Below are 19388 nucleotides of genomic sequence, written 5' to 3' on the forward strand. Positions count from 1 at the left end.
GAACATGGGAGTTTTCGGATAGGTTCTAAGTCAGATTTTTTTGAAGTTCTGGCTTAGTTAGATTTTATTGAGAGTCACACAGATAAAAGAGTAGCTTGTAAAGCAGAGGAAATTTTAAATAAATATTACTAAATTTTACCTATCAAAGCAGTGTTTTTACTGGTAAAGTTAATGGATTTTGCTTAGATACCAGAGAAATTACGGTTTATGTATACTTACAGACAGGATATTCTAGGTCAAAGTTAGTCAATCATCTCAATATAAAGAATATAAAAGAGCCAAAAATCATCTGGCTGGGGCATTTTAATATATTTAAGTATCTCATTACCTATGTAGCAATTTGCTTAATCTAGCGGCAACTTGGCCATCTGCCATAGAAAAGGGCTATAACAGGTGAGAGAAAGTATTCACACAAGATTTGTCAACTATCAAGGTGTAGCAACACAACTAACGGTGAAGAATATGCCAAGAGGTTGGGTGCAAAAACAATGGTGTTATTATCCGAGGGCATGCCAGGAATGAAAAAGCCTTTATGGTCGCCGCCACAGTATCTAGATGACGTAGATCGACTACAACCTTACCAAGTCAAGCTGATGCAGCATCAGGAAGAACCTGCCCGCCAGTTGATACAAAAGATTAACCAAATTATTGCCAATAGCTCAGCGTCGGCATTGATGCTCCAAGATATTGCCCAATTGCTAGGAGTTGCTTTTCAAGTAGATTGCTGCTGCTTGGTTTCAGTAACGGGTGAGACATCCGACGAAGCGACTGCTACTAATTGGTGTGCTGATGAGTATCTAGGATTACCACACCCAGAAGAGATGTTTTCAATGGAACAGTTGCTTATGCACTCGCCAGTGCTGCAATGTGCTGCTGAACCATTGACTATTGAAGACATTTCCCTGATTCACAACAGTCTGGTAATTGGTTGTCAATATTTGCCACTACCGATAAAAGCAGTTTTGGCAATTCCCACCCGATTTGGTGGCAATAATAATGGAGTGATTAGTCTGATTAAATTCCAACCTGATGATTGGAGTGAATCAGAAAAACAATTGCTCAAAGAAGTGGAATCGGCTTGCGCGATCGCTTTTTCTCGCGTAGCACAAGCCCAGTTAATTGCTAATCAACAACAGTATCTGCAAAAGAACAACCAGTATCACAGTTTGATCAAGCAATTAACTATACTGAGTCGGAGCAACTTGGAGCTTAATCAAATGCTCCAGTTAGTTATCGCCTCGACTGCCGAATCTCTACAGGCAGATCGGGGTTTGCTTATACTACTAAAATATACAGATCCATTATTTAGGACTCAAGCTAAAAAACAAATTCCTAAAGCTAAAGCTACCGTGATCGGTGAATGGGCTAGGGAAATACAAAGTCCCCGGACTATTACACCAAATACCTTACAGCCGTCTTTCTTGGTTTCAGAGTGTGGTTTATGCCAGCGTGCCTTCATGAATTCTGGAAAAGCAGTAATCTTTGATGACTACACAGACCAAAATGATACCTCGGCAGCTGCTCCATTATTTGCAGTAGAGGAATTGCCTGCGGTATTATTAATGCCATTAGAGAGTCAAGGTAAAATCTTAGGATTCTTGGTGCTACAGCAAGCCGTTACTCGCAGTTGGCAACCAGCAGAATTAAATCTTGTGGAAATGGTTTGTGCTCAAGTGAGTAACGCCATAATTCAGTCACAGACATTGCGCCAAGTCCAAACTTTGGTAGATGAGCGGACGGCGAAACTCCAGAGCAGTCTGGAACTCCAGGCAAAGTTGCATGAAAGAACCCGGCAATATGTCGAGCAGCTGCGAAAACTTAACGAACTCAAAGATGAATTTTTGAGTAACATGAGCGATCGCCTACGCTACCCCCTGACAAATATGCTGATGTCCATTCGGAACTTACGTTTGCCAGGAATAGCGCCAGAGCGTCAAGCTAGATACATGGATATCCTAGAGCAGGAATGCACAAAGGAAATCAACTTGATTAATGACTTGTTGACACTCCAGAAACTAGAGTCGCCTCATGAGGCTCCACAATTAAGAACTATAGATTTAAATACTAGAATCCAGGATATAGCAGTATCTTTTGGGAAAAAGCTCGCAGAGAAGGGATTAAAGATTTCTGTAGATTTACCAGAGGAATCGCTAAAACTGCAAACGGAACTAGAGAGTTTTGACCGCATTTTTCAAGAGTTGTTAACCAATGCCTGTAAATACTCAGAGCATGATACTATCGTCCACTTGGAAGCTGCTCACCGAGTTTATCAACAAATTGATCAAGTTATCATAAAGGTGACGAATACAGGACGTGCCATCTCCGAAGAAGAAGCCACCTACATTTTTGACAAGTTCCGTCGCGGAAAAGGGCGCTGGACTCCAGGAACTGGCTTGGGACTTGCTTTAGTCAAGTCTTTAGTGCAGCATCTGAATGGGGCGATCGCTGTTGAAAGTCTCCAAATCTCGGATTCTGAACAGAGCGAAATTTGCTTCACCCTGACTCTGCCGCAATTTTCTGACGAAAGCAAATCATAATTCTGAAAGTGACTAAAAAACAGAACACAACAGAGAACCCTGATTTCCAGTCTCCTAGTGATCACACCAACCTAGAAGGGGATTTACCTACTGATGCAGTTGCTTTGTCGGTTAAGGTAGAAGTTCAAATTGAAAAAATAGCAGAGCGACAGCGGCAAATTAGTGCTACAGTCCAAATTCCTCAACCAGGGGAACAAATCTGGAAGGTTCTGACAGATTATGAAGCTTTGCCTGACTTTATCCCTAACCTCGCCAAGAGTCGTCTAATCGAGCATCCCAATGGTGGTATTCGACTGGAGCAAGTAGGCTCCCAGCGCTTACTGAATTTCAACTTTTGTGCCCGGGTAGTTCTGGATCTTGAAGAATACTTCCCAAAAGAAATTAACTTCCGGATGGTAGAGGGAGATTTTAAAGGCTTTTCTGGTCGCTGGTGCTTAGAGCCTTATTCCCTCGGTGAGGATGTCGGAACAAATCTGTGCTATACAATTCAAGTTTGGCCTAAACTCACTATGCCAGTGGGAATCATTGAAAACCGCTTGAGTAAAGATTTGCGGTTAAATCTCCTGGCAATTCACCAACGTGTAGAAAAGTTAGCTAGCAAAGAACCTTATGTCTAGTTAAACTATCATTCAGGAAAAATCCTGGATGATAGTTTTGCTTAGTAGATTTCCAGCAAAAAAAAATTTTGTTTTTGATTGTTTTTAAATACCCCCAGGGGAATTCGAATCCCCGTTACCTCCGTGAAAGGGAGGTGTCCTAGGCCTCTAGACGATGGGGGCATCAGACTCAGACCTTTTATAAGGTAACGAATTTCCTTGCCGTTGTCAACAGCTTTTGCCAAAAAAACTTTGTGACAGCTAAACTGGGTGGAGGCAAAAACTTCAAGAAGATACCAAGATATGGAGACACAAAAAGAATTCTGTAGACGCTTCTCTGGTCAGCCGCAGGATGCATCAGCCTCCAAGGTTCGGAATTTCGGAGGATACACAGATCGAAAAAACGCTAAATTCAGGAAAGGACAAAGGGTATGATGTTGTACCCTGTAGAGTTAATGTCTACGATTTTTTACAAAAGATTTTGAAATAAATCGCTCAAAATCTACAACATGGAAGCATCTTTTGAAATTACCCTACAGATGGCGATCGCTGTCTTTGCAGGCATCAGTGCTCAGGTGCTAGCTGCATACTTTCGGATACCCAGTATCGTCCTGTTATTGCTGTTGGGCATCCTCTTTGGCTCTGATGGCATAGGGCTGTTGCATCCCTATTTGCTAGGCACTGGACTGGAAGTTATTGTCGCCCTAGCAACGGCAATAATTTTGTTTGAAGGCGGACTTAACTTGGATCTGCGAGAGTTAGGTAGAGTTTCAGTCAGCCTACAATTGCTTGTCACTCTCGGAACGCTGATCACACTGCTTGGTGGGAGTATGGCTGCTCACTGGCTGGGTGAATTTCCCTGGAACATAGCTTTTCTCTATGCTTCCATAGTTGTGGTTACAGGCCCAACCGTCGTTGGCCCTTTGCTCAAACAAATTAATGTAGATCGGCAAGTGGCAACACTTTTGGAAGGAGAAGGGGTTTTAATTGACCCTGTAGGGGCTATCCTCGCCTTCGTTGTCCTTGATACCATTTTGAACGTCGATGCTGGCCCCATTAATGCGATCATCGGTTTACTCATCCGCCTGGGTGTTGGTGGGGCAATTGGTGGTGCTGGCGGTTATCTGATGAGCTTGATTTTTAAACGCGCCAGTTTTCTGTCATTCGAGTTAAAAAACTTAGTGGTGTTGGCGATACTTTGGGGCCTGTTTACCTTATCGCAAATCATCCGCAGTGAATCGGGAGTAATGACAACAGTAGTTGCCGGAGCAGTATTTGCTAACTCCTCAGTCCCAGAAGAACGTTTGTTACGGAGCTTCAAGGGTCAGCTGACAATTCTCAGCGTCTCGGTGCTATTTATCTTATTAGCCGCTGACCTATCCATTGCTAGTGTGTTTGCTTTGGGTTGGGGTAGTTTATTCACTGTTTTGGTATTAATGTTTGTTGTTCGCCCGATTAATATCCTCTTGTGTACCTGGAACAGTGACCTAAACTGGCGACAGAAACTGTTTTTAAGCTGGGTTGCTCCTAGAGGAATTGTTGCCGCCTCCGTAGCTTCTTTTTTTGCGATTTCGCTGACCCAGCGCGGCATTAACGGCGGTGATTCTATCAAAGCTCTAGTCTTCCTGACAATTATCATGACTGTTGTCTGTCAAGGTCTAACAGCTGGCTGGGTTGCTAAATGGCTGCAAATCACTTCTAAAGACATCACTGGAGCAGTGATTGTGGGTTGTAATCCTTTGAGTCTTTTGATTGCCCGGTTCTTTCAAGAACGGGAAGAAAACGTGGTCATGATTGATACTGACCCCGAATATCTTGTTCAAGCTGAGGCGCAAAATCTGCGGGTTATTGCCAGCAGTGCGCTGGATGCTGCTGTTTTGGAAGAAGCAGGACTTGCCTCTATGGGTACTTTTTTGGCTATGACAAGTAATGGCGAGGTGAATTTTGTTTTGGCTCAACGAGCAGCTGAGGAGTTTAAGCCGCCGCGTGTCTTAGCTGTTTTTCCCCGTGATCCACAAGCGAGTACCTCGGTTAATAATAAAGTTAATCAAGCTTTTATCCCAGACTTAGCGATTAAAACTTGGAATGAATATCTGAATGATGGGCGAGTCAAGCTGGGAACAACCACGCTGAATAAGTCGGAATTTTCTACTCAATGCGATCGCATCCAAGAAAAAATTCTGACTGGGGTATTGATACCACTATTGGTAGAACGAGAAGAACGCTTACAGGTAATGCCAGCTAACCAAGAATGGCAAGTTGGCGATCGGATTATTTACCTATTGCATGACCCCAGACCTAGCCTTTTAAAACGCTTATCTGGTGCTACCCAATCCACTCCCCTCGCTCTAGAAAAGTTACCGGAGGTTGAAGACCTATCCCTCGCTCAACTATCTCAAGTTTCCGCTAGTGAGGCTCCTGGGGGATGAGGGGGATGGAGGGCAGAGGGGGCATGGGAGGCAGGGGAAGAATTTTTAACTCTTGACTTTTTATTAGCTTTGGGAAGGAACAAATTCGCCTTCTGGTGGTTGTTGCAAATTAGCAATTTCTGGTCTTGGCGCTTCTTGATACATTTGCCATTCTTGCCACAGTAAAGCAGATAAATGAACGATGGCAAGAATTAGCGTCGCCATTGAAATTAGATAACTGTGTATTGTGTAAAGGTGTTCGACAGTAACTGTGTTAATCGCTCCACCCCCAGTCAGAATGTCGCGCAGTTGTCCACCAACCAAAGGAATAGCTTCGATGGTTCCTAGTTCAATGTTAAAACGCCAATATCCTTCTTGAGTCCAATCTAGGATCATTGCTGTCCAATCCAGTCCGATCGCACTTAAGGTAAACAAAATCCCACTAATCCAAGCAGCCAGCCAACTCTTGCGAAATTGCCGACCTAAAAACATTACCACAATTTGAATTAGAGCGATCGCAATTACCACGTTACCAGCAATATCATGCGCTCTCCAAAACAACCAGCCGTATGGCAGTTGTGTATTAATTATCTTCAACGAGTTATAAGCTCCGCCTGCTGTCGGTTCATAGTAAAAAGACAGCAAAACTCCGGTAGATACATAAATTAAGCACAGAGTCACAATCACGACTGATAATATCGTCGCTATTCGTCGCAAAATCTTATCGAACTGGGTGCTTTGCATGGCTCACCCCTCCTGTTCTTAACTAAGTATTTATTCTTATTACAATTTTAGCTAATAAATATTAATAAATGTTGCATTTTTAAATTACAAATAAATTTTTTTAAATCTGATATATTCCACCATTCTCGATGAGCCAACTAGCCCGCCTCAGACTTAAGTCTGAGGCTAATAGCCCAAGTCCACTTAAGTGGACTAAAACCGTTTATTAGTCGTTTTTAGACGACTTTAGCTATTAGCCTAGTAATGAATTACTAGGCTATTGTTGGATTAGTACAGCGGGCGCGTAAATCCAGCTACCATCTAAATTAACCAGACAATTGCTTGAGCAACTTGTTAAAGGTAGGCAAACTGACGTCATAGTGTACTAGTGCAAGATATCAGTTAAATCAAATATTGCACCCAAGCTTTTAAGGGTTCTGCTGAACCATACCAAATCCCAGGACTTCTTGGAGAATGCCTCACACCTTCAATCACCAGATTTTCTGCCCCTTCTAGGTGAGCAGCTTCGATAGGCGTGATTCCATCTCCCCAAGTATTACCCTTGCCACAGGTTAATTGGTAACTACTGTAAGCTAACCAGCTACCGCGCCGCCTTTCTCCAAAGATAGTTTTGCCAGCCACACAGACGTAACGAACATTTTTGTAAAAAGCTCCTGGGTAATTATTGGTGACAAAATCTAAATTGGAGCGTGTCCAGCGTTCTTGGCTAATATGGGGTGTACCCAAGGTGATGAAAGTAGCAACCAGGGGATGCGCTTCCCACAGAGATGGTTTAACATCACCGCGTGCTAAATAGGGCTTTTCTCCCATGTAAATGCGGGATATCCAACCTCCGGCTGAGTGACCAATCAAGTTAATTTGAGTAGCATTATGTTGCTGCAATGTATGCTTGATCGTCAGATCGAGTTTTTGCAGAATCGGTGTTACTGGTCTTCCTCCAATAGTAGGTAGCCAGTCACGGCGTCGCAGTGGTACTGTAACCGTAGGAAAATCTAACTGTTGTAAGGATTGTTCTAGTTGGCGGTAAGCGATCGCGCTTTCTAGATATCCAGGCAAAATAACTGTCGGTAGCGGCATTTGAAATTTTGGATGCAATGATTAAGAGTTTGAACTTTTTTGACGAAGAAGTAGTCATGATTCAGAGCCAGAATTGCGATCGCATGACAAACTCCTTTTAGAAAAACCCAAATAGCTTTGGTGGGGTTAGAGGACTAAAATGTCAATAAAATTGTACAATTTGCAACAGTTTCAGGGACTGCTGATGTGGTAGTATTTTCACATAGGGTCTAGTCTCGGACAAAGCTGGTGTGCCGTCTGTTACAAAAGCGTAGTTGACTGGAAAACAGTATAAAAATAAGGCAACTTCAGCAGATGTTGTAATGTACTTAGACTTGTGCGTTCACTTAAACTTTATAAATATCCCAGATATTAATTTTAATTGTGTGTGTCATAACAAGAAAGAATCAAAAACAGTAATTTTTCAACTATCTCTTTAGCAAGCTCAACTTGGAAGAAGATATGATAGGGCGTCATTGATCAATTAAAAACTTGAATAAATGGCAATTTTGGCGTTTTGATTGCCAGCATAAGAAGTTATTATTTCCTTAGAGGGATGCATCTTTTGCAATATAGTTCAGAAAAAAATCGCTAGTCAACTACAACTGAGCCGAGTGAACGATAACAGCTATGTCTTACGTCTCCCTGCTGAAAAATATACCAGAAATCTTAAGCCAGCCAATTGGGATAGCAGCTATAGCCTCTCTTGGCATCCACGGTGCGATCGCCATGATTGTGCCATTGATGCCTATGGAGTCTAACAAGCCCAAAGAAACAGCATCATCCAAAACAGTCGGCCTTTTGGAATTGAGCCAAGCCGACCAAAACCGTTTGCCGCAAAGCACACCCCAAGTTGGTTTACAACAATTTCCGCCAGTAGCGCCACTTTCTCCTCCGAACTTTAGCGCCCAAAGTCTATTGCCCCCATTGGCGCCACCACCATCTAGTCAGTTAGTATTGCCTCCGCTACCCTCATCATCGAATAACTATCGGGTTTCTTCGTTGCCTACAAGGCAGTCTTTGCGGATGATTCCTAGTGATAATTTGCGATTTGACGCCTCTAAATTTGACAGTTCTAAATTCAATACCAGCGCGAAATTCTCTCCATCGGTTCCTCGTGTGAATGCCAGTGTCACCAAATACGAACCACCTAAGCCACTAGCTCTAAATAGGTTGCCAGAATTGCAGTCGCAGAAAATACCTGATGAGATTCTGCAAAATGCCCAATATCCGAACCTCTCTGACACTACCCCCATTACAACAGCACAGGGAAATAGGACTCCACAAATGACGCAACCGATTAATGATGCGTCTAGAATTGCTCAAAACCCGCTGATAAATTCTCTGAGACAAGCTCCAAGGAGTGGGAATACTTTAATCGGAACTAGGGGAAGTACGCCCCAGACAACCGATTTATCGGCCAAGGGAACTCAACTGGCGATGGCACAGCTAGACTCCTACGCCAACCTGAGAAAAGAAGTCCAGCAAGAATACCCCAACGCTCAACAAAAACCAGTCATCCGCCAAACATTACCCACGGATAAGCCGAATCTTGAAGGTGCTGTTTTGGGTGTATTAGTGGTAGATCCTGATGGTAAGGTCTTAGATATCAAGTTTCAAGACAAGTTAGTTTCCCCGGAATTGCTTATTAAAGCAAGGCAATACTTTAATAAGCAATCCCCCAAGGGAGATAAACAGATCAGTTCCTATCCATTTAGCCTACGTTTCCAAAACAACACTAGCAACACCACTGGAACTACTCAATTATCTGCACCGGGAATCAATAACAATCAGCTTTCCCCCTCACCGGTAGCTACTTTTAAACCATTACCTGATCTGCGAATCAGAAATAACCAGCCTGCGTCCTTACCGATAGGTACTTTTAAACCATTATTTTCGCCGGGAATCAATAGCAATCAACTTACGCCCTCACCAGCAGTTATTTCTAAACCATTATCTGAACTGCCAATCATAAATAACCAGTCCACGCCTTCATCGGCAGCTACTACTTCCGAACCGTTATTGCTACCGAAAGTCAATAGTAATCAGCCTACACCGTCTGCTGAATCGGATGGAAAATTAGTAGAACGGTTGCGCCAAGTGAAGGAAAACAGACAAAAGTCTAATCCAGAAAAATAATCACCAGCAGGTGATTTTGGATTAAGAACAAGCTAAAAGCCATGAATGATAAAAATTGTAAATTTATCATTCATCTTTAAAATATCGTTTTTAGCAGTTGACGAACTGGCGATCGCTAGTTCGTCATATATATAACTAACTTTCAAGTTCGTTAGAAGGTTATATCTATAAATACACTGAAGTATTTCCAACAAATAAATTCTCCAATGTTGTGGGGTGGGCGTCTCGCCTTTAATTACTGGCGGACGAGACGCCCACCCCACAAGAACTAGACGGTATAGCTACTTTACCAGCCTTGTTCTGCATTCTGAAAAACGTAAGCAGCTACCTCCAGAATCTCCTCAGGACTTAACTTGCTTTTAAAGGCAGGCATAGCATTTTTTCCATTTTGCACTTGATGGATAATCGCCTCGATTGAGTCGCGCTCATAATTTTCTAGGTACTTTGACAATGCTTCCTTTTTCAAGGTTTTCTGGCTGATAAGGATGTTACCGCCGCCTATATGGCAAGAAGCGCAGTTAGCCTCGAAAATTTTAGCACCGTTGGATGTTTCGGCAGCTAGTGCTGGACTAATGAATGTCAATTTGAATTGGGCGATCGCTAACAGTAAGATTAATAAAAGTATTCTCAAGAAAATTTCCTCGCAACAAGCCTCCAGCAAGAGTATAAACGCGATTAATCCCTGATTAAGTCAAATTTGATCATTTGATCAAATTTGGCGGTAACGAATTCCCCCCTCCATCGCTACAGGTTGTTTAGCGTCTTAGGGGAGGATAGGAATCGTTACCGCCATTTATGCATTTTGTGCGTCACTCTAGGAGTGTGGCGTGTTGCTATGAGCTAATTTCACTGATAAATCATTGTGTCAACGGCGATGTTTCTAGCCTTCGACAGTGATTGTACCAACCATGCCAGCACCACGGTGAGGTTCACAGTAGAAGGTGTAGTCACCAGCAGCTGCATCTGCGGGGAAGGTAGTTGTTTCCTTTTGACCAGGACTCATGAGCAACTTCTTATGAGACAGAGATGCTGCTAAATCCTTGCTCTTAGCGGGGTTTTTGGCAGGATCAAATACAACATTATGAGGAGGAACTTTATTGTTCACCCATTCAACTGTGTCGCCTGCTTTAATGGTCAACTTTTTCGGTTCAAATGCCAGCATTCCTTTATCGCTACCCAATTTCACCTGGTAGGTTTCAGCCGAAGCGCTGGGAGTAAAAACAGCGAAGCTGCTAACAACTAAAAGGATTGTCAACACAGCTAAACCAAGACGTCGCCAGCTTGCTGAAATCAATTTCATGGCTCTCTCCTAACAAATAATTTTTTTCCTTTTCTCATTTTAAATAAAATCAACACCAAATATGACAGATTGTCATAGATACAATTTTTTTTTTAATAATGGAGAGGAATTTATTGCAAAAAGCTGTCCAATCAGTAATAAATACTAGACTGCCATAGCCCAAAAAGCCTGTGAATAAAGGTAAACAGTAAAATAAGAGATTTTTATTTTTTCTTTAGGAATATCCTGGTTTTTTCAAAGATTTTTTGTGTCCCAATAGGAACATTTTGTGCTGCTGTGAAAACGAAAGCAGCTAAACTTTGGTGACAACAGGGATTGGGGACTAGGGACTAGGGACTGAATTCTTTCCAATCCCCAATTCCCAGTACCTAATACCCAATGACTCAGTACTAATTACGGGATTTAGTAATAGATTTTTCCGCCTCCCCACTTAGTGCCAACGATTTTGGGTTGTAAGAGAATATGACCGGCGATCGCCTCCAAGTTATCATCCGTCAGATTTCGCATTGCTGTGAAAATATCTGCACTTTTGATACTAGGGTGTATTTCGGAAATCTCTTCTTCCCCGTCGTAAGTAGTGGGATTTTTCAGATAATCCACCAAGCCTTCAACGTTGTTACGGTTGGGTGTTGCTAGTGCCAGATCCTCTGGAGTGAGTCCCACGTTCTGGTTTGTCTTGGTAACTCCCCCAGCATGACATTGGGCACAAGCGTAATTAAATAAGCGTTTGCCTTCTTTGACTTGTTTAAGGCTAAGTACGGTAGTTTCACCTTCAGTATTTAATGGCACTGTTCGGGTAGCTTTGTCCAGTTCCACTGCTGTCGCGTTACCGACAATCAACCCAAACCAGAGTAAAACAGTAGCCACAACAACGCCAATTAGTCTTTTAAACATGTTTCCCCTTAAAAATTTTGACGCTCAACACAGCTAAGAACGCGATTCTCAATCTCCAAGCTGCTAATTGCTAATGACTCATTGTTTTTTGTCATTAGCTATCAGTGATTAGCCAAAGCCCGAGATAACCCTTTAGGTGACCTCGTGATCACCCACCGAGTCGCTAGTACCTTTTGGGCGTATTTCAGACGATATTTGGGAAATAATTGCCTTTGCATCTTCTAACGCCAAACGGGTCTTTTGGTGTTTGTAGGCGATTCCCAGTTGGTTGCACAGAGAAAACACTTTTTCTACAGGAATGCTGTAGTCGGCTGCTATCTCTGCGATCGATAGGTCTGCAAAACCCATAATGCTTGTTAACTGATAGATAGAGATTGAGTCGCTGTAATACCAATATCACGTTAGGAGTGCAATTTGTTGCCCAAAATACGGTTTGGGGATCGGGAGGGGGAAAGAGGGCAGGGGGGAGAATAAAAAGTTATCTCTTTCTCCTCTGCTCCCTGCTCCCTGCCCCTCTGCCTCTTCCCAATGCCCAATGCCCCATGCCTATTAACCTTTTCCTCCGGTAAATGTGACGCTTTGAATAAAGTAACGATTAAAAAAGGCGTAAATGCCTAAAGCTGGCAGAGTAAAGACCATAGAAGCCGCCATAATATAGTTCCAATAGCTGATGTATTGACCTTTGAAGCTGTTCAGCCCTAAGGGGAGGGTAAACATTTCTGGGTCAAATAGGATAACTATAGGCAGTAAAAAATTATTCCAACTCCCCATGAACACAAAAACTGCCTGTGCTGCTAGTGCTGGTTTTGCCAAAGGTAAGATAATATGTCGGAAAATTCCAAAGGTATTTAAGCCATCCAGTTGCGCTGCTTCTTCTAATTCTTTAGGAAAATTAACGAAAAATTGCCGCATCATGAAGATGAAAGTGGCATTGACCATGCTAGGCACAATCATGCCTTGGTAAGAATTCAGCCAGGCGATCGCTTTCAAAATCAAAAATGTCGGAATTAGGGTGATTTGCGCTGGTACTGCCAGTACTGCCAGGATTAGGAAAAGCCAAAAGCGTTTGCCCACAAAACGCAGTCTCGCTAAGGCGTAACCAGCCATTGAATTTAAGAACAAGTTTAAAAGAGTGACGCTGACGGCAATCACCACACTGTTGAACAACCAGCGCCAAAACAGCGGTTCTTGCAGAAAGATTTGCCTGTAGTTATCGAGAGTAAAATTCTTGGGGAGAAAGTTGGGTTCACCACCGACAATCTCTGTTAGCGGCTTAAATGATGCTGAAAGTGCCCAGAGAAAGGGAATTAAAGTGACGATCGCATAGAGTGTCAGCAAGACGTATAACAAGACTTTCAGCCAGGATAAGCCAGAGATGTTAGTCAAATCCGTTCGCCTCCAAAAAGTCGCCGCTGAATCAAAGTGATGGCAATGATTACTGCTGCTAATAAAAATGCGATCGCAGCTGCATATCCCATTTGTAAATTCCGAAATACAGCTTGGTAAATTAGCAGCACTACAGTTAAAGTAGCGTTGTTTGGCCCGCCAGTACCCCCAGAAAAGATGTAAGACTGATCAAAAAGTTGAAAAGTCCCAATCACCCCCACTGCTACCACAAAGAAGGTTACAGGCTTCAGTAAGGGAAGAGCAATGTGGATAAATTGCTGCCACCCATTTGCGCCATCAAGTTCCGCCGCCTCATAAAGTGTTTGGGGTATATCTTGCAACGCCGCCAGATAAATCACCATGAAAAACGGTGCGGTTGACCAAATGTTCATGATCATAATGCCTTTGAGCGCAACTGCTGGGTCACCCAACCAGTTATAAGTAGGTAGCCCCACAAAAGCCAGAAAATCGTTTAGTAGCCCATCGGTGTTATAAATCCACATGAAGATGAGCGTCAGCACTGCTGAAGAAGTGACTGTGGGCAAAAAGTAGAGGATGCGCCACCAGTTTTTACCGCGAATCCCAGAATTCAGAGTTACCGCCAGAATTAAAGCCAGGATAGTTTGAGTTGGCACAACAATAGCTACATATTCTGCTGTGTTTCTCAAAGCAATCCAAACCCGTTCATCTTCAGCTAATCGCGTGAAGTTCCGAAAACCGATGAACTCGTACTCAATACCACCGAGAAGTTGCACTTTTTGCAAGGAAAGAAAAACGGCGTAGAGAATGGGTAACACCACAAAAGTTCCCAAAACTAGAATGGTGGGCATCATGAACAGATACCCAGCCAAGTCTTCTGTGATGTTCCACCTGGGGTTACTCCGCCGCCTGCTGATTTCAAACACTATTGAATGAACCTCCATATAATCCCGCACTAACCCGGCTGTAGCGATGGGTCATGCATGATTATTTATCGTACTCCTGACTCCTGAATTCTGTTTGATAAAAAATTGCCAATTTTATCAAAGGATTATTCATTGTAACTGCTCGTTATATATTGTAAGGTTTGTGTGAAAATCGATTTTTTTGGAAAATGGAGATTTTAAATGATATTTAATTCACTCAAAATGTGGATTGTCCCACTAGTTATGACCTCAGTTAGTTTTTGCTCAAATTTAGACAGAGCAACAGCACAGACTATTTATCCATTTATTGGCAACTATCGGACAACAGTGAATATTACGCCTATTTCAGGCAACGTTTCCCAGGTATTTGAGGTTGGTTTGAGTGATGATGCCCCCGATGATTTAGGATTATACAAAGGTTTGACATACTCCGTGATTGATGACAAGGGAAATCTCACTTTTAACAATAATCCAGAAGTATTTGGTGTCCAAGGTTTTCCATTAGGCTACATCGTGTTTGGCGGCGGTGCTAACAAGTTATTTGGAACTAGTGATGCTACTGCTTCAGTGAATTTTAAAACCCTCACAGCCAAAGGCTCTGGCATCGTGAATATCACTGACGGTGAGGGCATATTCAAAAACGCTACAAGCACACTATTGTTCTCCGAAGAGGACATAGTTAATTTGGGATCAACTATTACCTTGAATGGTCTGGCTTTAGTCAGTGGTTCTATCAAAGTTCCTCAAGAAGTTCCAGAACCAACAACCATCATGGGGACAGTAGTCTTTGGTGGATTAGCTGTTGGTTCGTTTGCAAACCGAAAGAGAACTGCTAGAAAACAACATTAGTGGTAAACATTAAAGTATTCATAAACGCTTTAATTCTTATTATGGATGCTTTAATGTTTACAATATCGGAACTTCGTGCTCAGAACTCGGAACTTCGATAATTCGAGAATAAATGAAGACTTAGGTTCAAGGAATATGAGACTCAACTTACAATCTCACCTTTACAGGGCTATTTCGACACGATTCAAAAATTCGCTCAAGACTTGCAAAAATCGTTCCGTCTCTTCCAGATGAGGCATATGTGAACTGTTTTCAAACAGTACGCACTCAGAGCCAGAAATACCTTGGTGAACTGTTTCAACACAAGTGGGTGTAACTTCATCGTAGCGACCGGATAGTAGCAGTGTAGGCACGAGAATTTCACCTAGACGATCTTCAATATTCCAGTCGATAATTTTGCCAGCACCTCGAAACTCTGTACCAACTTTGCTGTAGGCTCTAGTTAAGCTACTCGGCCAAGGATCTACTCGGCAAAGAAAAGAATGATTGAAAGCTTCCATTGCCTGTTTATATTCGGGGTCTTGAGTTGTACCATCAGCTTCATGCTTACGAATGACCTGTTGTACTTCAATTGGCAGCTCATTCATTAGGCTATAAGCTTCACTAACAAATTGTTGAATACTGCAAGGTGTACTAGCTAAAACGAGACTGACTAACCCAGTCGGTTGGCAAAGAGCATGTTCTAAGGCTAAACAACCACCCCATGATTGCCCAAAAAGATGAATTTGGTCTAAATCCAAAGCACTGCGGACGGCGAAGAGTTCTTCTTTGAACAAATCTATAGAATATAAGCTGGGATCTGTGGGGCGATCGCTATTACCACACCCTAATTGATCGTAAAAAATAACTCGCCTTCCGGTTGCGGCGATGCCTGCGGCGGGCAAAGCCAACGCTTCTAATGGTTCTAGGTAGTCATGGGGTACTCCTGGGCCTCCGTGAAGACACAACAGGGGTAGCTTTTTAGAATCTTCTTGGTCTGGTTTGACAATGCGATACCATACCTGATGACCATGAAACGAGATAAAGTCTTCAATGGCAGAAGTTACAGTCATGGAGTTAGTGTTTTACTGCTCAAACAAATATACTCAATTACGCGATCGCTTGAACCTCATTGAGTAAGTCTCTGGTTTAGGAAAGCGATCGCTTTTTGTTGTGCATGAGTAATTGAATAAGCTGAAGTGCCAGTACTTAAGGGTTGTGCAAGAAAAGCTACAGCATTATATAAAGCTTATATGAACTTGATTGTTGCTTAACCAGACTTAATATCAAATTAACTTATGTCTCTTTAAGCCCAATCAAATATCACAAAATTATTTTTGATAGAAAAAGAAATTGTGTTTTTGTGAAAAACAAAACAAAATTTCACAAGATATGGAATTTTCAAGAAGTGAACAAAATATATCTGTCCAAAGGATAAATTTTTGCTTATATCTCAGGTGATATGTATTAGATTTTCCAGAAAGCTACATATCGAAAACTAGATAAAGAAATTTACTTTACCTGAGAATAGTGATAAATAAATAACTGTGTTGACTAACGCTCTTTAATCACTGTCTCCAGAGAAAAAAGCAATTATTTTGAATAAACAAGAGTTTCATGCAAAAGAGATGATTTTAGCCATAATGTTAGAAAATAAAGCTCCAAACCCAGTTTCTGTCTCTCGTTTAAAAGTTGGCTCTTATTTTGCTTAGACCAGAGTGATGGAAGAGCGCTAAGTAGGTAAACACAAAAAAACCTAACTAAACCCTATGCATTTTGAAACCTGGAGTTTTTAAAAAGAGTATATTATTCGATCGTGGTTTGATTTACTAGCTTTAACCTAATTCAAAAAAACTACGGTTTTCAAGGTAGATGTGGTTTATTTAACAAAATGTAAAAGTTTTGAACCTGTGAGTCAATATTATGAAAACCAAAAGTCTAATTTCCTTTATTAGCGCCTTCTGCTTTAGCCTTGTTGTGGTGTTAGGTGTGCTTTTTATCCCTGGTAAAGCAACTTCTACTGTAAATATCAATGCGCAACTAAACAAACCTGTTCTCATTGAAAATCTAGTAACAAAGCGGTATGTGTTTTCCGATGGAGATCCAATCAAAGGAAACCGAGGAGATGAGGGAGGCTGGTTAGCATCAAGCGGCTTTGAAAGTCCTAAAATTGTTGGAACTGATGCCAATTACTATGATCGTGCCCTCTGGACGATTATACCAATTGCTGATAATTTTCTTATTGAAAATCAAGTGACAAAGCGCTATTTGTTTTCCGATGGAGATCCAATCAAAGGAAACCAGGAGATGAGGGAGGCTGGTTAGCATCAAGCGGCTTTGAAAGTCCTAAAATTGTTGGAACTGATGCCAATTACTATAATCGTGCCCTATGGAAGATTATACCAAGTGGTAATAGTTTTATCATTGAAAATCTAGTGACAAAGCGGTATCTGTTTTCCGATGGAAATCCAATCAAAGGAAACCGAGGAGATGAGGGAGGCTGGTTAGCATCAAGCCGCTTTGAAAGTCCTAAAGTTGTTGGAACTGATGCCAATTACTACAATCGTGCATTATGGACGATTACAACGCCATAGTGCAAAATCAAGTCTTGTCCCTTTCACTGTCCATTCGCTTATTTTTAGAGTTCTCGTTTGGATGCAATACACTTTGATCTCTCTTCTAATAAGGAGAAAGGCTTTGAATTTTACTACCCTTCCCTTGTAGGGAAGAGGCTGTTCTTGTTAGGTCTGTATTGCACTCAACACAGAAGCGCTATATTCATTGTTGTAGCTTTTGGAAGTCCTTGCTTTTAATCTAACCCAGACTTTTTGAACAAACCAAAAAAGCGTGAAACTACATGGAAAGGGATAAAAATGGTCTTGTCCCGTCCATAGCCATATGGGAAATTGCTATAAAAAACTAGATTTAGGAGTCAATCTTAACGAGTACGTAGTAACGCTGAAAAAGTCTAGTGCCGTTGAGATTGTACCGATTGATGAAAATATTTGGATGGAAAGTGTCAATTTAAAATGGGTCATCAAGATCCAGTAGATCGAGTTGTCGTCGCATTAGCCAGAAGTAATCAAGCTGCAATAATTACAGCAGATAAAGAGATAGCAAATTCCTACTCAGAAGTGATTTGGTGAAGGTAAGAAAGATTGCTTACTCCATCCCCCTAATTTGCTGATTAGCTTCATTCTATGCCTTCAGCATCGCTTGATTTAATGGTTGTTGCCCCAATAAGGCGCTGACAAACTGATTATCAAAGTTATTGACGATCGCCCCTGGATACTGACCTACCTGCCAAGGTGTAGCGTAATCAACTCCCGCCACTAATGGCGATCGCAATGGGTCTTGGTCATAGCCCAAATTCTTTGCCACTGATTTACGTGTTGGCAAAGCAAACCCTTTTGCTGTCCACTTTTGCATCCCTTCTTTACCCGTAAGATAGGAAATCAACTCCCAGGCTTCGGCTTTGTGCTGTGCTTGCTTGTTCATCACATAGGCAACTGTAAACACCATCGTGCCTTTTGTGTCATTAATAGTAGGCACTGGTGCGGTAGCAAACTCTACTTGGGGAAAGGTTTCAATTAGGTAGGGAATTGCCCAGTTACCTTCAATCACCATTGCCACTTTACTCTGACCAAACATTTCACTACCTGAGTTTGTCCCCACATCAGATTTTTGGGCAGAGGAGCGGTCTTTTTGATACTGATCTACCACCAACTCTAAACCTTGTAAACTTGCTGCACTGGCAAAGGTAGCATAACCATTTTGAGCAACGAGTTGTCCACCAAAGGCTTTAATTTTATAAGCCTGACGCGCCAATTCCGCAATTTCTCCAAAGCCGTATTTGTTAAGTTTGCCTGTCAATTGTTTCGCGTAGTTACGTAATTCATTCCAAGTAGCCGGTGGATTACTCAAGCCTGCGGCGGCGAATGCTTTTTTGTTATAAAACAGAGCAAGGGTAGAATAGTCTTTAGGAAAACCGTAAATTTGGTTCTGATATTTAAAACTGTCGAGTAGGGTATCCTCGAAGTCTGCTAGGTCAAATTTGGGGGTGATGTAAGTATCTAACGGTTCCAGGACATTTTGACTCATTAAGAAAGGAGCTTCCAGCGCATCCAGATAAAAGACATCGGGCGCAGCTTCCCCAACTAAACGAGTTTTGATTACATCCATGTATTGGTCGGAGATTACTTCATATTTGACCTTAATAGTTGGATGTTGTGCTTCAAAGTCTTGCAGTACTTGTCTCAAGAGTTTTTGCTCGACAGGAGAGCCACCCCAACCACTGAGTTTAATGGTGACTGCGGTAGATGCTAACGGTTTGCTTGGAAATTGTAGGCTGTGACAAGCAATAATCGCGATCGCGATCGCCATCACCAGTCCCAAAAAATTAAACAATCTTTTCTTGATCACAGACAGATAACAGTCTTTCTCCTCACTTATACCTTGTGTTATGAAGGAATGAGATTTTACTTATTTGAAATTTTTGTTGAAAATTGCAAGCTAAAATAATGAAAACTTATCTTATCAGGAATGCTACTTAAAGCATACTGAGTTTCTCTGCAACCGGATTTCTCCCAGGATAC

General features: G+C 42.0%; 17 protein-coding genes and 1 tRNA gene. 7 read left to right on the forward strand and 11 right to left on the reverse strand.

The annotated features are described in order from the left end of the window. Positions 1-518: 518 nt before the first annotated feature. A complete protein-coding gene (locus V7K85_RS02880; RefSeq protein ID WP_334811147.1) occupies positions 519-2537 on the forward strand; it encodes a GAF domain-containing sensor histidine kinase in 2019 nt (672 codons plus the stop codon). 8 nt (positions 2538-2545) lie between these two features. Further along, positions 2546-3154 carry an SRPBCC family protein gene (locus tag V7K85_RS02885; protein WP_334811148.1) on the forward strand — a complete coding sequence of 203 codons (609 nt, stop codon included), beginning with the start codon at positions 2546-2548 and terminating at the stop codon, positions 3152-3154. Positions 3155-3243: 89 nt separating this feature from the next. Here V7K85_RS02885 and V7K85_RS02890 read toward each other — a convergent pair. Continuing rightward, positions 3244-3316, reverse strand: a tRNA-Glu gene (locus V7K85_RS02890). A 326-nt stretch (positions 3317-3642) separates the two neighbouring features. Between V7K85_RS02890 and V7K85_RS02895 the strand changes: the two genes are divergently transcribed. Further along, a complete protein-coding gene (locus tag V7K85_RS02895; RefSeq protein ID WP_334811149.1) occupies positions 3643-5562 on the forward strand; it encodes a cation:proton antiporter in 1920 nt (639 codons plus the stop codon). A gap of 63 nt (positions 5563-5625) precedes the next feature. Here V7K85_RS02895 and V7K85_RS02900 read toward each other — a convergent pair whose 3' ends face one another. Beyond that, positions 5626-6285 carry a cytochrome b N-terminal domain-containing protein gene (locus V7K85_RS02900; RefSeq protein WP_334811150.1) on the reverse strand — a complete coding sequence of 220 codons (660 nt, stop codon included), beginning with the start codon at positions 6283-6285 and terminating at the stop codon, positions 5626-5628. A 381-nt stretch (positions 6286-6666) separates the two neighbouring features. Then, a complete protein-coding gene (locus V7K85_RS02905) occupies positions 6667-7362 on the reverse strand; it encodes an esterase/lipase family protein (protein WP_334811151.1) in 696 nt (231 codons plus the stop codon). A gap of 609 nt (positions 7363-7971) precedes the next feature. On the opposite strand from V7K85_RS02905, the gene V7K85_RS02910 reads away from it, so the two are divergent. Further along, positions 7972-9480 carry a hypothetical protein gene (locus V7K85_RS02910; protein ID WP_334811152.1) on the forward strand — a complete coding sequence of 503 codons (1509 nt, stop codon included), beginning with the start codon at positions 7972-7974 and terminating at the stop codon, positions 9478-9480. A gap of 286 nt (positions 9481-9766) precedes the next feature. Here V7K85_RS02910 and petJ read toward each other — a convergent pair whose 3' ends face one another. The 6 genes from petJ to V7K85_RS02940 all read right to left on the reverse strand — a co-directional run bounded on the left by petJ (position 9767) and on the right by V7K85_RS02940 (position 13983). Beyond that, entirely contained in the window at positions 9767-10111 is a 345-nt protein-coding gene (gene petJ / locus V7K85_RS02915) for a cytochrome c6 PetJ (protein ID WP_334811153.1), read from the reverse strand. Between the two features lie 249 nt (positions 10112-10360). Next, positions 10361-10780, reverse strand: coding sequence for a plastocyanin (gene petE / locus V7K85_RS02920; RefSeq protein ID WP_334811154.1), 420 nt, complete (start codon positions 10778-10780; stop codon positions 10361-10363). Between the two features lie 402 nt (positions 10781-11182). Continuing rightward, entirely contained in the window at positions 11183-11674 is a 492-nt protein-coding gene (gene psbV, locus V7K85_RS02925; protein ID WP_334811155.1) for a photosystem II cytochrome c-550, read from the reverse strand. Between the two features lie 132 nt (positions 11675-11806). Beyond that, entirely contained in the window at positions 11807-12022 is a 216-nt protein-coding gene (locus V7K85_RS02930) for a hypothetical protein (RefSeq protein ID WP_229483105.1), read from the reverse strand. A 201-nt stretch (positions 12023-12223) separates the two neighbouring features. Then, on the reverse strand, positions 12224-13060 hold the full coding sequence (locus V7K85_RS02935; protein ID WP_334811156.1) for a carbohydrate ABC transporter permease: 837 nt from the start codon (positions 13058-13060) through the stop codon (positions 12224-12226). After that, positions 13057-13983, reverse strand: coding sequence for a carbohydrate ABC transporter permease (locus V7K85_RS02940; protein ID WP_442940535.1), 927 nt, complete (start codon positions 13981-13983; stop codon positions 13057-13059). The genes V7K85_RS02935 and V7K85_RS02940 overlap by 4 nt, the downstream gene beginning before the upstream one ends. 183 nt (positions 13984-14166) lie before the next feature. Here V7K85_RS02940 and V7K85_RS02945 point away from each other — a divergent pair, with 183 nt between their 5' ends. Next, positions 14167-14814: a hypothetical protein gene (locus V7K85_RS02945; RefSeq protein WP_334811157.1), complete on the forward strand. Its 648-nt coding sequence runs from the start codon at positions 14167-14169 to the stop codon at positions 14812-14814. A 161-nt stretch (positions 14815-14975) separates the two neighbouring features. On the opposite strand, the gene V7K85_RS02950 is transcribed toward V7K85_RS02945, so the two are convergent. After that, positions 14976-15866, reverse strand: coding sequence for a proline iminopeptidase-family hydrolase (locus V7K85_RS02950; RefSeq protein WP_334811158.1), 891 nt, complete (start codon positions 15864-15866; stop codon positions 14976-14978). A gap of 850 nt (positions 15867-16716) precedes the next feature. Between V7K85_RS02950 and V7K85_RS02955 the strand changes: the two genes are divergently transcribed. Both V7K85_RS02955 and V7K85_RS02960 read left to right on the forward strand, forming a co-directional pair. Next, positions 16717-17118, forward strand: a complete 402-nt coding sequence (locus V7K85_RS02955; RefSeq protein ID WP_334811159.1) for a hypothetical protein — start codon at positions 16717-16719, stop codon at positions 17116-17118. Between the two features lie 110 nt (positions 17119-17228). Continuing rightward, a complete protein-coding gene (locus V7K85_RS02960) occupies positions 17229-17387 on the forward strand; it encodes a hypothetical protein (protein WP_334811160.1) in 159 nt (52 codons plus the stop codon). Between the two features lie 604 nt (positions 17388-17991). On the opposite strand, the gene V7K85_RS02965 is transcribed toward V7K85_RS02960, so the two are convergent. Further along, positions 17992-19176, reverse strand: coding sequence for an ABC transporter substrate-binding protein (locus V7K85_RS02965; RefSeq protein ID WP_334811235.1), 1185 nt, complete (start codon positions 19174-19176; stop codon positions 17992-17994). Positions 19177-19388 lie beyond the last annotated feature (212 nt).

This window comes from Nostoc sp. (genome assembly GCF_036917615.1).
GTDB lineage: Bacteria > Cyanobacteriota > Cyanobacteriia > Cyanobacteriales > Nostocaceae > Nostoc.